This window comes from Pseudomonas sp. G(2018), from assembly GCF_005502415.1.
In the GTDB taxonomy this organism is placed as follows: domain Bacteria; phylum Pseudomonadota; class Gammaproteobacteria; order Pseudomonadales; family Pseudomonadaceae; genus Aquipseudomonas.
Window position 1 is genome coordinate 156,709 of the sequence record NZ_SCOO01000002.1, and the last position, 13,452, is coordinate 170,160.

Below are 13,452 nucleotides of genomic sequence, written 5' to 3' on the forward strand. Positions count from 1 at the left end.
CATGAATGCTTTACGTCACAGAACGTCCCAGCGCGGTTTTACCCTGATCGAAATCATGGTGGTGGTGGTCATCATCGGTATTCTCGGGGCCATCGTGGTGCCCCAGTTCATGAGCCGTCCAGATCAGGCCAAAGTCACTGCGGCCAAAACCGATATCCAGGCCATCGCCACTGCGCTGGAAATGTATCGCCTCGACAACTTCCAGTACCCCTCGACGCAGCATGGATTGGAGGCGTTGCACAAACGTCCTTCCGGGTTGCCGGCAGCGCGTAACTGGAGCCCACAGGGTTACCTGAAAAGCCTGCCCGTGGATCCGTGGGGTACCCCTTATCAATACCTCAATCCCGGTGTGAAATCGGTCGATGGCACCTACGACCTGTACTCCCTCGGTTCCGATGGCGTGGTGGGTGGCGAAGGGCACGCGGCCGACATCGGCAACGGGGGGTGATGCATGCCGCATCGCTGTCGGGGATTTACCTTGCTGGAATTGATGATCGTGATCGTGTTGATCGGTGTGCTGGTGGGTATGGTGAGCTTTGCCACCGGCATGAACCCGGCACGTCAGGCCAGGCAGGAAGCGCATGCCCTCGCGGGGATGATTCGACAGTTGCGTGAGCGGGCGGTGCTCGAGAGTCAGGAGTACGGTGTACGGTTGAGTACCGACGGTTACCGGGCAATGCGGCTTGACAGGCGCGGCTGGGATCCGGTGATGGCGTTCTATCAATGGCCCGATAACTTGCGACCGCGACTGAAACACGACGGGTATTTCGTGAGCCTGGGCGCTGACGAAGGCTCACCTCAGTTGCTGATGCTCAGCAGTGACGAAACCAGCGTTTTCACGCTGACGTTCGAGACCGGGGACCAGAGCCGGTTGAGCCTGTCCAGCGATGGCATCGGCGAGGTGCGGATCGATGGTTAGACCGTTGTTCATGGCGCGCATGGGGGGGTTCACGCTGCTGGAAATCATGGTGGCACTGGTGATTTTCGCAACCCTGGCGACGGCGGTGCTGTCGGCGAGCCAATACGTGGTGAAGCAGGCCAGCGCCGTCGAGGAGCGGCTGATCGCATCGTGGGTGGCGGACAACCGATTGAATGAGCTGCGCCTGCAATCTGGCCTGGACATTGGACAGTCGCAGCGGATTGTGCGGATGGATCGTCGCGATTGGGTCGTTCGGCAGCACATCCGAGCGGCAAGCCACGAGCGCCTGTTCAAGGTCGATATCGACGTCAACCTGAGCGGGCGCGACCAGACCTTGCACCACGCCAGTGGCTGGATTTCCGGACCTCATGAGTAAACAGGCCGGATTCACCTTGATCGAACTGGTGATCGCCATTGCGATCTTCGCCTTGTTGGGAGTGGCCAGTTGGACGCTGTTCGACGGTGTGGTGCGCGTTCAACAGAGCATCATGGCCCATGAACGTGAGTTGCGAAGCCTGCAACGTACCGTAGCCGTCATCGAGCGCGACCTGCTGCAGATCACCGAACAACCGATCGTGCTGGAGCTGACGCAACTGCAATTACAGCGCAGCAACTGGCGCAACCCGCTGGATCAACCGCGCAGCGAACGACAGGCTCTGACCTACCGTCTCGACAACGGCGCGTTGTGGCGCGAGAGCCGGGGTGAAGGCACGCTGGTCGTGCAGCGGCAAAAGCTGCTCGATGATGTTCGGCACCTGAGTTGGCGCCTGTTCGATAGCCAGGCCGGTTGGCTTGGCGATCAGAGCGTGAAGGCGCCGCTGGCGCTGGAAATGCAGGTGTCGGCGGGCCGTTTCGAGGCTATCCGTCGGGTATTGTTGTTGCCGGAGGCGTTGCCATGAGGGCACATCAACGGGGTGTTGCGTTGATCAGCGTGTTGCTGGTCATGAGCCTGGCGCTATTGATCATCGGCACAGTGCTGCGCAGCCATCGCCTGTTGCTGCAAAGCAGCGGGCAACAATTGCAGCAGATGCACCTGCGTCAACTCGCTACGGGTGGGGAAGCCTGGGCACTTTCACGGTTGCGGATGCAGCAGAAAAACAGCGACCCGATCCCTGATCAGTCGCCTGGCCTGGAAGTTGAAGACGCGCGAATCCACGTCGATATCGAGGACCTGGCCGGGCGTTTCAATCTCAATGCGTTGCTGAATCAAGGCCAGATCGATCAGGTCACGCTCAATCGTTGGGCGCGTTTGCAGAGTGGGTTACAACTTCCGCCATTGCAGCTTGAGCAGGTGGGCGTATTGCGAGAGCTAAGTCAGCTGCGTTTGCTGGCGGGTGTCGATGGTGAGCGGCTGCGTCGACTGGAACCCTGGGTCGCCCTGCTGCCCACGGACGCGGTGTTGAACATCAATACCGCGTCGGCGCTGATATTGCGCACGCTCGATGGCGTCGAGCCCGCAATGGCGGAAGACCTGCTGCGCCAGCGTTCGAAATCCCCCTGGTCCAGCGTTCAGGCTTTTACCCAAGACCCGTTGCTATCGGGTCTGGGCTTGAGCAGTCATGGTCTGGGCATCAGCAGTCGCTGGTATCGGATCACCGTTCAGGTGACCCAGGGGCAAGGTGGATTGCGCCTGGCTACCGATGTCGAACGCGACCCCAAGACACGCCAACTGAAAGTCCTGCAACGACGTTTGCTGCCGTTGAATACCCAAGAGAAAACACCATGAAAACCTGGCTCTACCTGACGCCCGAAAGCCTGGCCGCGCCGTCGGCCGACTGGCTCTGTTGCCTGTGGTCATCGACGGGTCAACGACAGCTCATGCCTATGAATCAGGCGGCTCAGACGCTGAACGGCAATCCCGTCGACCTGCTGTTGCCCATGGAATTGTGCAGTTGGCTACGCAGCGAGCCGTGGCCCTCTGCCCGTCGGCCCAATGCACAAGCCATCGCATTCGCCGTTGAAGAACAACTGAGCGAGGCGCTGGAGAAGTTGCATCTGAGCGTTGGTACACGTGACGCACAAGGGCGCTATCCGGTGATGGTGATTAGCCGCGAGCGCTTTGCCGCCGTACTCGCATTATTGACCGAGGCAGGTGTGCAAGTGCGTTCCGTTTTTGTCGATGCCGATCTGTTGCCGCAGGATCAGGCGCTTTGCGTTTGGTGGTTCGGTCGCTGGGTGCTGGGCGGCGGTCTGGCGGCTCGTCTGGCATTGTCGAACGACGGATTGGCGCCCATCAGGCCGATGTTGTCATTGGACAGACAATGGCGCGACGAGCGTGAGGGGGATGTCGATCAATGGCTGATTGACGGCCATGGGCAAGCAATCAACCTGCTGCACGGTGACTTTGCCAAAAAGCGAAGGCCACTGCCGTGGCGGCTTGGAGGGGTGGCAATACTGATGCTGTTACTGCTGAACTGGGGTGCCCGTGAAACGCGAATCCGTTATCTGGAAAGTGAAAGTCGTCAGCTCTACAGCCGTAGTGAACAGCAGTTCAAAGCGTTGTACCCGCAGCAAACTCGCATCGTCGACCTCGCCGCGCAACTCCAGGCTCTGCAAGGCCAGCGTACGCAGTCGCAGGGCGGTCATATCACCGGCCTGGTCAAACGCGTCGAGCAAGTCATCGGCGCCAGCCATGTCGAAGTCCAGCGCATCGAGTTTCGTGAAGGCGATGGCTGGAAAATCCAGCTGACCGCCAACAGCTTTGCCGAGCTGGAACTGCTTCGCGAGCGCGGGCGACAGCAAGGCTTGCCTGTGCGGGTCGACAACGCGAGCAAGGAAGGTAATCGGATTCAGGCGACCCTGAGCATGGAGCAGGGCGCATGAAGTCATTGAAGGCAGTGATCCTGCAGTGTTGGCAGCGCCTGTCCGTCCGTGAACAATGGGCATTGCGGGGGCTTGGTGTTTTTGTCCTGAGCGTCGCGGCATTCAATCTGATCTGGCAACCGGTGCAGCAACGGCTGGCGATCGCCGAGCGCCAGTATCAACACCAACTGGCACTGGCGGCTCAGCTGCAATGGGCGCGGCCCCAAAGCAGTGTTCCCGAACCAACCGACCAACCCCTGTCGCTACGCCTCAGCGAAAGTGCTGCCACGGCGGGGCTGGAGTTGCATCAGTTGGACACTGACAACGATTTGCTGCGCCTGACACTCAGCGGCGACGCCAAGGCCTTGTTGTCGTGGCTGGACCAGATCGAGCGCGAAGGTGTTGCGCTGCAATCGCTGACTCTGGAAAAGCGCGATACGGCGCTGCACGCGCAGGTGGTACTCAGATAGTGATGCCGAGCGCATTTCCCTTGTGGCACCGGAGCTTCCGCGGCTTTAGCGCAACGGCGGCAACTTGGCCAGCTTCAACGCGATCAGCAACGCCACCACCAACAACCCACCAATGAACAAGCCGATGCCGTTCCAGCCACCCAAATGCCAGAACACCCCGCCTGCCGTGCCGGCGATGCTCGACCCGGCGTAATAGCTGAACAGGTATAGCGACGACGCCTGACCCTTGGCCTTGGTGGCGCGACGGCCGATCCAGCTGCTGGCCACCGAATGGGCGCCGAAGAAGCCGAAGGTGAACACCAGCATGCCGAATATCACCAGTGGCAGCGGCGTGAACATCGTCAGGGCGAGGCCGGCGATCATCAGCACGATGGTGCTCCAAAGCACTTTGCGCCGTCCCAGCTTGTCGGCCAGGGAGCCGATTTTCGCCGAACTATAGATGCCCGACAGGTACACCACCGAGAGCAAGCCGACGAAAGCCTGCTCCATGTGGTACGGCTCGGCCAGCAGGCGATAGCCAATGTAGTTGAACAGCGTGACGAACGCCCCCATCAGTACAAAGGCTTCGAGGAACAGCAGCGGCAGACCGGCGTCGCGAAAGTGCATGGTGAAACCGTCGAGCAGGCTGCGCGGGTGCAACGAACGGGCGCGGAAGTTGCGCGATTCGGGAAGGATTTTCCAGAACACCGCCGCTGCGATCAGCGCCAGGCCACCGATCACCAGCATCGCTGAATGCCAGCTGACAAAATCGATCAACACCCCGGTAATCAAGCGTCCGCTCATCCCGCCGATGGCGTTGCCAGCGATGTACAAGCCCATGGCGAGACCAATGTGTTGCGGATGGATTTCTTCACTCAGGTAAGTCATCGCGACCGCGGCCAGGCCGCTCAATGACAAACCGATCAATGCGCGCATGAAGAGTACGCCATGCCAGCTCGGCATCATCGCGCTGGCCATGGTGCACAGCGCGGCGGCAAACAGTGCCGCGACCATCACCGGTTTGCGTCCGACGCGATCAGAGATCGGGCCGGTGATCAGCAGGCCAATGGCGAGCATGCCGGTGGCCACCGAGAGGATCAGGCTGCTCTGGGCCGCGTTGATTGAATACTCCAGGGACAACAGCGGCATCATCGGCTGCACGCAATAGAGCAGGGCGAAAGTCGCGAAGCCGCCGCAGAACAGCGCCAGCACCGTGCGCATGAACGCAGGCGTGCCTTTTTCGATGTAGATCTCCTTCAGTTCGACGGCAACATCGTCCAGCGCTGAGGGGGAAACTTCATGGGCAAGTGGAGCGACAGCAGTTTTCACGTTGGACCTCGGAGGGGGTACAGCCGGTCAGGCAATGAAAAAAGCATATAGCTGGCTAATGATTCAATCCAATATATTGTTCGACCTGTTTGATAGCTTTAACGACCTAATGAGGTGTTCATGGAACTGCGTCATCTGCGCTACTTCATCGCCGTCGCCGAAGAGCTGCATTTTGGCCGCGCCGCACAGGTGCTGGGCATCTCGCAGCCACCGTTGAGTCAGCAGATCCAGGCGCTGGAGCAGGAGGTCGGCGCGCGATTGTTCGAGCGTACCAATCGTCGGGTCGAGCTGAGTGAGGCCGGTCGGTTGTTCCTGGAAGAGGCGCGTCTGGTGCTGGCGCAAGTTGACAAGGCGGCAGATGTTGCGCGTCGGGCGCAGTTGGGTGAGTTGGGCGAACTGAAAATCGGCTTTACCTCGTCAGCGCCGTTCAATTCGACGATCCCCCAGGCGATCTTCTCGTTTCGCCAGCGTTTCCCGGCGGTGCACCTGAACCTGCGGGAAATGAGCAGCACCCAAGTGGCCGATGCATTGGTCGACGAATCCATCGAGGTCGGAATCATGCGGCCGCTCGGGCTGCCCGATTCGCTCACCGTGGTCGAGCTGATGCGCGAGCCGCTGGTCGCGGTACTCAGCTCCAAGCATCCGCTGGTGAAGGACAGTGAAGAAGGCTTGTTCCTGTCGGCTCTGGCCCTCGAACCTTTTGTATTTTTCCCGCGCAGCTACGGCAGTGGCCTGTACGCACAATTGCTCAGCCTGGCCCGGGACGCCGGCTTCAGCCCGCACTTTGCCCAGGAGGCTGGCGAGGCGATGACCATCATCGGGTTGGTGGCGGCGGGGTTGGGCGTATCGGTGCTGCCGGCGTCTTATCAGCGGATGCGCATCGATGGCGTGGTTTATCGGCCATTACTCGACCCGGCGGCGGTGTCGGCGGTGTGGTTGGTACAGCGTAAGGATCAGAAGTCGGCAATGGCCAGGGCGTTTGTGGAGTTGTTGACGCGAAAGGTTGAGCCCTTGAAATCTTGACGGCTGCGCCGTCATTCGCGGGTGAGTCCGCTCCCACAGGTCAGTGCATAATCCTGTGGGAGCGGGCTTGCCCGCGATGGCGTCCACAAAGCACTAAAAAAGCGTCAGCCAGCCCGCGATCTACCAGATATTTCACCATCGACCGTAAGACATTTCTGAAATCCGTCCAATAGGCTACAGCGCCTTGCGGCGCGGCCTACACCTACTCCAGAATCCGCCGGCTTGTGCGCTTCGAGGGCCGTCGCTAACTTGAATCGGGTCACTGATGGTCAGTGATCGGGTTTAGTAGCCCGTAGTTTTGTGAAGCGTATTAGCGCTCCTGATAGGCAGGTATTTTCGTACCTGCCCTTGATGGCCGCTGTGCGCAGGGCGTCTTAGGGCGCGCCGGACTCACAAAACCCGGTCTACTAACCTGCGTACAGCTGCCACCCTTCTGATGACTGGCGATTCGGTGTCGGCTCCCCCTCTTTCAGGACACTGAATCATGACCCATACGCCCAATCCACCGGACACCGATCTGGACGCGCCACGCCAACCCAGCCCGATCTTCCTCATCGCCCCCGATATCGACAATCACACTTTGCTTGAATACGCCTGTGTATCGCTGGCCTCCGCCAGTGTCATGGCCAGCGACTTCGCCCAAAATCTGGAAGGGCCGCAGGGGCAGGTACTGTTGGGGATTCAGCAGTCGATTATGTTGGGGGAACTGGCGGTGAGTCGGGTGTTGGACAACCTCGATCCACCCTAGGCCCTATTAAGCACCGATCGTTCCCGAAAGGGGTTTGTGAGACTCTGAGGATCCTGGGCAACCAGCCATCACAGAGCCGGGCAGGTACAGGGCGATGACAAGCCGACCTGTTTGTGAAGGGGCGCCGAAAGGCGCCCTTTGTCGTTGTGCGCCAGGCATGGCGCGTTGCGCGTAAGCGCAACCAGCTTGGCTGTGGTGGCCACGCTGGTGACTTGGAGGTGAAAGTCCTCTACACACCCGGCAAGGGGAAGTGTTAGCCAGAGGCAAGGGTGTCGCGGGTGACCGCGAATCTGAAGGAAGCCCGAGGCAAAATGCTGGCCTGACGAACAGGAAGCGGATCAGGCGGCGTAGCGGGGTCAGGTGGCAATGCTCATCAAAGCCCAATACTTGCACGGAGCGCTACGACGTAAATCCGACAGGCATAAGCAGGAAGGTCACGCGAATTACCCTGGGAGATCTGCACGTTTGCCGCTGTGCTACCGAGCGTCGAGAGGCGACGGGATGAACGTGCAGAAGTCAGCCGAGGCCGTAGTAAGTGGCGGTTAACCGCGCCACCAAGGGCCGAACAAGTTATGCCGCCAGTAGGCGTCAAAGTCTCGTTGAATACCGAAATGCAGAAATTTCTCCCAGAGAAGACTGTTACTCCGAGTCCCGGACAGAATCCGAGGATGACGGCTGACAGCGCACAGGTATCAGCGGCGTCTGTGACGGGGACGAACGCGGAGCCGGGCACGTTGATGGCGCGGGTGCTCGCACCCGCCAACCTCAAGCGTGCGTATCAACGCGTAGTCAGCAACAAGGGGGCGCCGGGTGCCGATGGCATGACGGTCGCCGACTTGGCGGGCTACGTGAAACAGTATTGGCCGATCCTCAAGGCTCGGTTGCTGGCAGGCGAGTACCACCCGCAAGGTGTACGCGCCGTCGACATCCCCAAACCCAAAGGAGGAACACGGCAACTGGGTATCCCCAATGTCGTGGATCGCCTGATTCAACAGGCTTTGCTGCAACAGCTCACGCCAATCTTCGACCCTCTGTTCTCGGACTACAGCTACGGCTTTCGACCGGGTAGAAGCGCTCACCAAGCCATCGAAACAGCCCGCGCCCATGTGGCGGCGGGTCACCGCTGGTGCGTGGAACTTGATCTGGAGAAGTTCTTTGATCGGGTCAACCACGATGTATTGATGGCCTACATGGAGCGTCAAATCGAAGATAGATGTGTGCTCACGCTGATCCGTCGTTATCTCGAAGCAGGAACGATGTCAGGCGGACTCGTCAGTCGCCGGCAGGAAGGGACGCCGCAAGGCGGCCCGCTCTCGCCGTTGCTGTCGAACATCCTGCTCAACGAACTCGATTGTGAATTGGAACGGCGGGGCCATCGTTTTGTACGTTATGCCGACGATGCGAACATTTATGTGCGCAGTCGTCGCGCAGGCGAACGGGTGATGGCTAGCGTTGAGCGTTTCCTGAGGCAGCGGCTGAAACTGACGCTGAACCGGGAAAAGAGCCGAGTAGCCGGATCGTGGATGTGTGATTACTTGGGCTATGGGATGAGCTGGCATCGACAGCCACGGTTACGAGTGGCAACGATGAGCTTGCTTCGCTTGCGCGACCGGCTCGGGGCGCTTCTGCGCGGAGCACGAGGACGTAAAATGGCCTATACCATAGAGCGTATAAACCCTGTGCTGCGCGGTTGGGCTGGATACTTCAAACTCACTCAGGGCAAACGCGCTTTAGAGATACTTGATGGGTGGGTGCGTCACAAGCTTCGTTGTGCTCTTTGGCGGCAATGGAAACGGCCCTCAGCGAGGGCGCGCAACCTGATGCGTTTGGGGATAGACGAGCAGCGCGCTTACCACTCAGCGTTCAATGGTCGAGGCCCTTGGTGGAATTCGGGGGCACCTCATATGAATCAGGCGCTGCCGAAGAAGCTCTGGGATGAACTCGGACTGGTCTCGATACTGGATACGATAACTCGGCTTAATCGCATAATTTGAACCGCCGTATACGGAGCCGTACGTACGGTGGTGTGAGAGGACGACGGATGTAAATCCGTCTCCTACTCGATTCTGGCGTTACACCCAGCGCTTGAAAATCAGCGAAGTATTCACCCCGCCAAACGCAAAGTTATTGTTCATCACAAACTGATTGCTCATCTGCCGGAACTCGCCGCGCAGGTAGTCGAGTTTGCCGCAGTGCGGGTCGACTTCGTCGAGGTTGAGGGTATGTGCGTAGAGGTCGCGGTTGAGCATTTCGATGCTGAACCAGGATTCCAGCGCACCGCAGGCGCCGAGGGTGTGGCCGAGGAAGCTTTTCTGCGAGCTGATTGGCATGTGCTCGCCGAACAGGCTGCTGGTGGCCAGGGTTTCGGCGATGTCGCCCTGTTCGGTGGCGGTGCCGTGGCCATTCACGTAGCCGATGTCCGACGGTTTGAGTCCGGCGTCTTCCAGCGCCAGTTCCATCGCCCGGCGCATGGTGACTTGCTCCGGACGGGTGGTGTGCTGGCCGTCGGCGTTGCTGCCGAAACCAACGATCTCTGCATGGATGTGCGCGCCACGGGCCAGGGCGTGTTCCAGCTCTTCGAGTACCAGCATGCCGCCGCCTTCACCGATCACCAGGCCATCGCGACCTTTGTCATACGGGCGCGGACTGCTTTGCGGGGCGTTGTTTTTCAGGCTGGTGGCGTAGAGCGCATCGAAGACCATGGCTTCGGTCGGGCAAAGCTCTTCGGCGCCACCGGCGAGCATCAGCGGCAGGCGCCCGAACTTGATGGCTTCGTAGGCATAGCCGATACCTTGGCTGCCGCTGGTGCAGGCGCTGGAGGTTGGGATCAATCGGCCGGTAAGGCCGAAGAAGATGCTGATATTGGCCGCCGTGGTGTGCGGCATCATGCGCACGTAGGAGTTGGCGTTCAGGCCTTCGGCCACCGAGTTGAGCAGCATGTTGCCGAACGCCTTGATCTCGTCGGTGCTGCCGGTGGACGAGCCACAAGCGACGCCCATGCGCCCGTCCTTGATCGATTCGTCACCCAGCAATCCGGCGTCGGCCAACGCCTGTTCCGCCGCGCCGACCGCCAGCCGCGAGACCCGGCCCATGCTGCGCAGCTGCTTGCGGGTCCAGTGGCTCGGCACCTTGAAGTCATCGATGGGCCCGGCCAGGCGGGTGTTGAGTTCGGTGAAACGATCCCACTCATCCATCCGGCGGATGCCGCTGCGGTTGGCCGCGAAGTTGCCGGCGATGGTCTCCCAGTCGCTGCCCAGCGATGTGATGCCGGCCATGCCGGTGACGACGACGCGCTTCATCAACACAGGCCTCCATTGACGGCCAGTACCTGCCGGGTGATGTACGAGGCTTCCGCCGACATCAGGAAATTCACTGCGCCGGCCACCTCTTGCGGGGTGCCCATGCGCTGCGCAGGGATCATTTTCATCAGTTCTTCCACCGGCACGTTTTCATCGAGCATCGCGGTGTCGATCAGGCCGGGCGCGACACAGTTGACGGTGATTTTGCGCTTGCCCAGTTCGATCGCCAACGCCTTCGCTGCGCCGATCAGCCCGGCCTTCGAGGCGCTGTAGTTGACCTGGCCACGGTTGCCGATCAGACCGGACACCGAGGTGATGCAGACAATCCGCCCGGCGGCGCGACGACGGATCATCGGCATCATCACCGGGTGCAGCACGTTGTAGAAACCGTCGAGGTTGGTGCGCATCACCACATCCCAATCATCCTCGCTCAGCGCCGGAAAAGCACCGTCACGGGTCAGACCGGCGTTGAGTACCACACCGTAATAGGCGCCGTGGGTTTCCACGTCGGCCTCCAGAATGGCTTTGCAGGCGGCACGATCGGATACGTCGAATTGCAGGATGCGCGCCTTGCGCCCCAAGGCCTCGATTTCGCCCTGTACCGCCATCGCATCTGTCAGGCCGCTGCGGCAGTGCAGCACGATGTCATGTCCGGCCTGGGCCAGGCGCAGGGCGATGGCGCGGCCGATGCCACGGCTGGAACCGGTGACCAGTACGGATTCAGTCATGGCTGTGTTCCTTGTGAAGAACCTTGGGGTTCATTTAGATACTGAGCCGCCTGAGGCGGGCGATATACGTTCAGACGGGCGCTGGCGTGAATGCCAGGCGCATTGATGTGGCATTCGAACACGCCCATGCCGTTGTCGTCTTCCAGCGAGCGAATGCCGTGGATGGTCAGCTCGGTGCCGGCCGGGAAGCTTTCGACGTTGCATTCGAACTTGCGACTGCCGAGCAGGAAGCCAAGCTCTACCGCATCGCCACGCTGGCGTGCATGGCAACCGGCGAAGGCGGCAACGCTCTGGGCCATCAGTTCGATGCCGACCCAGGCCGGCAAACTGCCGTCCGGGTGGTTGAACAATCCGTCGGGTTTGACGGTGAGGCAGGTGTGAATCTGCTCCTCATCGAGCGCCAGGATCCGGTCGATGAGGATCATGTCACCAGCGTGGGGGATCAGTTCGGCGAGCGGCCAGTCAGTCATGGGGCGTCTCCGATAATCAGGCTGACGTTGTTGCCACCGAACGCGAAAGAGTTGCTCATCAGGTAGCGAGGACCTGTGGACGCCAGGCGATCGGCCGGGGTCACCCATTTCAGGGCGGGCAGCTCAGGGTCCGGTTGGCCGTCCCACACATGCGGCGGCAAAGCCTGTTCGCGGTTGCCTGCGCTCAGGCTCAACCAGCAGAACGCCGCTTCCAGCGCACCGGCGGCGCCGAGGGTGTGGCCGGTCATGGGTTTGGTAGAAGAGCAGGGCACGCCGGTCGGGAACAACGCGGCCACTGCTTGACTTTCCATGGCGTCGTTATGCTGGGTGGCAGTGCCGTGCAGGTTCAGGTAACTGATTTGCTGTGGTTGCAGCCCGGCTCGGGTCAACGCCTTGCGCATCGCCTGCTGGGCTCCCCGGCCCGAGGGTTCCGGCGCGGAAATATGGTGTGCATCGGAGCTGGCGCCGCTGCCGAGCAGAGCAATCGGATGATTGCCGCCAGCCTGCTTGCTCATCAGGAACAGCGCGGCCGCTTCACCGATGTTGATGCCGTTGCGATTCACCGAGAACGGGTTGCAGCGCTGATCGGAAACCGCTTCCAGCGCCGAAAAGCCGTTGAGGGTCAATTTGCACAGGCTGTCGACGCCACCGCACAGCACCACGTCGCATACGCCGAGGTCGAGCAGGCGTTGGGCGCTCATCAGTGCTCGGGCGCTGGAGGTGCAGGCGGTGGAAATCACATAGTCCGGACCGCTCAGTTGCAGCCAGTCGGCGAGGAAGCTGGCCGGCGCGCCGAGTTCCTGTTGCTGGTAATCATATTCGGCCGGGAACTGCTGCTCGCGGATGTAATGGGACAGGCCCTGGCTGGCTTCGTCGATGCCCGAAGTGCTGGTACCCAGAACGACGCCGATGCGGTCGCGGCCGTAGGTCTGGATCGCTTGGTCGATGTCCGGGCGAATTTGCAGGGCGGCTTCCATCAACAACCGATTGTTGCGGGTGTTTTGCCGGGACAGTTCGGCGGGAATCGGCACCAGTTCGCCACGCACCGCGCCCACCGGTAGCGAACGCTGCGCCACCCAGCCAGTTGCGCCGCGCATGCCGGAGCAGTCGCCGGCATACAGGTTGCGCGCAACTTCTTGTTTGTCACGGCCCAGGGAGCAGATGATCCCCAGGGCATTCAGGTAGGCGGTCATGGTACCTCCCCGCTCAGCGGCGTGACTTGGTATTTCGGGCCTTCGGGCAAGTTCAATTCAAAGCTCATCGGTTGTGAATAGCGCACGTCCCAGCGTGCGGGCAGGGAGCGTTGTGCACCATGTTGCCAGGCTTGCGGATAGTTGCCGGGCAATTCGTTCAGCGGGGTCAGCGCAAACAACAGCGCCGCGAACAGCTCCCGGGCTTCCGGGTTGGGCGGCAGCAGGCCATCAGCCTGCCATGCTCCATCCACCAGTTTCTGACGCGCCTGTGGAATGCCCAGCAGGTCCATCATCGACCAGCGAATGGCCGGGCCTTCACGCTGGATCACCAGCACCCAATCCTGGCGTTGTTCGGCTTGCAGTCGCTGGATATGCAATTGCAGCGGCAACGACAGGCTCGGTGTTTGCTCGGGCAGCGGTGCCTGGCTGACGCAGGCGCTCAATAGCAGAACACAGCCCAGAAGCAAAAATCGCAGAATACTCGGAACCCTT

The 13,452-nt window shown here is 60.7% G+C and carries 16 protein-coding genes; 10 read left to right on the top strand and 6 right to left on the bottom strand.

Annotated elements, in window-relative coordinates:
• The first annotated feature begins 1 nt into the window (after position 1).
• Genes gspG through gspM form a run of 7 tightly spaced genes read left to right on the top strand, consistent with a single transcriptional unit; the run spans position 2 to position 4,191 of the window.
• Complete coding sequence (gene gspG, locus FFS64_RS02785) at positions 2-448, top strand: type II secretion system major pseudopilin GspG (RefSeq protein WP_137804131.1); 447 nt, start codon at positions 2-4, stop codon at positions 446-448.
• Between the two features lie 3 nt (positions 449-451).
• Positions 452-919 (top strand): type II secretion system minor pseudopilin GspH, encoded by a 468-nt coding sequence (gspH, locus tag FFS64_RS02790; RefSeq protein WP_137804132.1) that lies wholly within the window; start codon positions 452-454, stop codon positions 917-919.
• The gene (gene gspI, locus FFS64_RS02795; RefSeq protein WP_256660395.1) at positions 912-1,295 is read left to right on the top strand and encodes a type II secretion system minor pseudopilin GspI; all 384 of its coding nucleotides are present in this window, start codon (positions 912-914) and stop codon (positions 1,293-1,295) included. The genes gspH and gspI overlap by 8 nt, the downstream gene beginning before the upstream one ends.
• Positions 1,288-1,818 carry a type II secretion system protein GspJ gene (locus tag FFS64_RS02800; RefSeq protein ID WP_137804133.1) on the top strand — a complete coding sequence of 177 codons (531 nt, stop codon included), beginning with the start codon at positions 1,288-1,290 and terminating at the stop codon, positions 1,816-1,818. The genes gspI and FFS64_RS02800 overlap by 8 nt, the downstream gene beginning before the upstream one ends.
• Positions 1,815-2,645, top strand: a complete 831-nt coding sequence (locus tag FFS64_RS02805) for a general secretion pathway protein GspK (RefSeq protein WP_137804134.1) — start codon at positions 1,815-1,817, stop codon at positions 2,643-2,645. Before FFS64_RS02800 ends, FFS64_RS02805 begins: the two co-directional genes overlap by 4 nt.
• Positions 2,642-3,742, top strand: a complete 1,101-nt coding sequence (gene gspL / locus FFS64_RS02810; protein WP_137804135.1) for a type II secretion system protein GspL — start codon at positions 2,642-2,644, stop codon at positions 3,740-3,742. Before FFS64_RS02805 ends, gspL begins: the two co-directional genes overlap by 4 nt.
• A gap of 17 nt (positions 3,743-3,759) precedes the next feature.
• Positions 3,760-4,191, top strand: a complete 432-nt coding sequence (gspM, locus tag FFS64_RS02815) for a type II secretion system protein GspM (RefSeq protein WP_137804247.1) — start codon at positions 3,760-3,762, stop codon at positions 4,189-4,191.
• A 45-nt stretch (positions 4,192-4,236) separates the two neighbouring features.
• Here the strand turns inward: gspM and FFS64_RS02820 are convergent, their stop codons facing one another.
• A complete protein-coding gene (locus tag FFS64_RS02820) occupies positions 4,237-5,451 on the bottom strand; it encodes an MFS transporter (protein WP_372242161.1) in 1,215 nt (404 codons plus the stop codon).
• A 168-nt stretch (positions 5,452-5,619) separates the two neighbouring features.
• Between FFS64_RS02820 and FFS64_RS02825 the strand changes: the two genes are divergently transcribed.
• The 3 genes from FFS64_RS02825 (at position 5,620) to ltrA (ending at position 9,264) form a co-directional block, all read left to right on the top strand.
• Positions 5,620-6,522 (top strand): LysR family transcriptional regulator, encoded by a 903-nt coding sequence (locus tag FFS64_RS02825; RefSeq protein WP_137804137.1) that lies wholly within the window; start codon positions 5,620-5,622, stop codon positions 6,520-6,522.
• A gap of 484 nt (positions 6,523-7,006) precedes the next feature.
• Positions 7,007-7,270: a DUF6124 family protein gene (locus FFS64_RS02830; RefSeq protein ID WP_137804138.1), complete on the top strand. Its 264-nt coding sequence runs from the start codon at positions 7,007-7,009 to the stop codon at positions 7,268-7,270.
• A gap of 572 nt (positions 7,271-7,842) precedes the next feature.
• On the top strand, positions 7,843-9,264 hold the full coding sequence (gene ltrA / locus FFS64_RS02835) for a group II intron reverse transcriptase/maturase (RefSeq protein ID WP_137804139.1): 1,422 nt from the start codon (positions 7,843-7,845) through the stop codon (positions 9,262-9,264).
• Positions 9,265-9,342: 78 nt separating this feature from the next.
• Here the strand turns inward: ltrA and FFS64_RS02840 are convergent, their stop codons facing one another.
• The 5 genes from FFS64_RS02840 to FFS64_RS02860 are packed head-to-tail and all read right to left on the bottom strand — an operon-like array spanning position 9,343 to position 13,439.
• Positions 9,343-10,569 carry a beta-ketoacyl-ACP synthase gene (locus FFS64_RS02840; RefSeq protein WP_137804140.1) on the bottom strand — a complete coding sequence of 409 codons (1,227 nt, stop codon included), beginning with the start codon at positions 10,567-10,569 and terminating at the stop codon, positions 9,343-9,345.
• Positions 10,569-11,297, bottom strand: coding sequence for a 3-oxoacyl-ACP reductase FabG (gene fabG / locus FFS64_RS02845; RefSeq protein WP_137804141.1), 729 nt, complete (start codon positions 11,295-11,297; stop codon positions 10,569-10,571). Before fabG ends, FFS64_RS02840 begins: the two co-directional genes overlap by 1 nt.
• On the bottom strand, positions 11,294-11,767 hold the full coding sequence (locus FFS64_RS02850) for a hotdog family protein (protein WP_137804142.1): 474 nt from the start codon (positions 11,765-11,767) through the stop codon (positions 11,294-11,296). Before FFS64_RS02850 ends, fabG begins: the two co-directional genes overlap by 4 nt.
• Complete coding sequence (locus tag FFS64_RS02855) at positions 11,764-12,960, bottom strand: beta-ketoacyl-[acyl-carrier-protein] synthase family protein (protein WP_137804143.1); 1,197 nt, start codon at positions 12,958-12,960, stop codon at positions 11,764-11,766. The genes FFS64_RS02850 and FFS64_RS02855 overlap by 4 nt, the downstream gene beginning before the upstream one ends.
• On the bottom strand, positions 12,957-13,439 hold the full coding sequence (locus FFS64_RS02860; RefSeq protein WP_137804248.1) for a hypothetical protein: 483 nt from the start codon (positions 13,437-13,439) through the stop codon (positions 12,957-12,959). Before FFS64_RS02860 ends, FFS64_RS02855 begins: the two co-directional genes overlap by 4 nt.
• Positions 13,440-13,452: the final 13 nt, after the last annotated feature.

Bases quoted from the DNA above. Each gene is read 5' to 3' on its own strand.
- FFS64_RS02805 (WP_137804134.1), top strand. From the start codon at position 1,815: ATGAGGGCACATCAACGGGGTGTTGCGTTGATCAGCGTGTTGCTGGTC.
- gspI (WP_256660395.1), top strand. From the start codon at position 912: ATGGTTAGACCGTTGTTCATGGCGCGCATGGGGGGGTTCACGCTGCTG.
- gspH (WP_137804132.1), top strand. From the start codon at position 452: ATGCCGCATCGCTGTCGGGGATTTACCTTGCTGGAATTGATGATCGTG.
- gspG (WP_137804131.1), top strand. From the start codon at position 2: ATGAATGCTTTACGTCACAGAACGTCCCAGCGCGGTTTTACCCTGATC.
- FFS64_RS02840 (WP_137804140.1), bottom strand. From the start codon at position 10,569: ATGAAGCGCGTCGTCGTCACCGGCATGGCCGGCATCACATCGCTGGGC.
- FFS64_RS02825 (WP_137804137.1), top strand. From the start codon at position 5,620: ATGGAACTGCGTCATCTGCGCTACTTCATCGCCGTCGCCGAAGAGCTG.
- FFS64_RS02830 (WP_137804138.1), top strand. From the start codon at position 7,007: ATGACCCATACGCCCAATCCACCGGACACCGATCTGGACGCGCCACGC.
- gspL (WP_137804135.1), top strand. From the start codon at position 2,642: ATGAAAACCTGGCTCTACCTGACGCCCGAAAGCCTGGCCGCGCCGTCG.
- FFS64_RS02855 (WP_137804143.1), bottom strand. From the start codon at position 12,960: ATGACCGCCTACCTGAATGCCCTGGGGATCATCTGCTCCCTGGGCCGT.
- ltrA (WP_137804139.1), top strand. From the start codon at position 7,843: ATGCCGCCAGTAGGCGTCAAAGTCTCGTTGAATACCGAAATGCAGAAA.
- FFS64_RS02850 (WP_137804142.1), bottom strand. From the start codon at position 11,767: ATGACTGACTGGCCGCTCGCCGAACTGATCCCCCACGCTGGTGACATG.
- fabG (WP_137804141.1), bottom strand. From the start codon at position 11,297: ATGACTGAATCCGTACTGGTCACCGGTTCCAGCCGTGGCATCGGCCGC.
- FFS64_RS02800 (WP_137804133.1), top strand. From the start codon at position 1,288: ATGAGTAAACAGGCCGGATTCACCTTGATCGAACTGGTGATCGCCATT.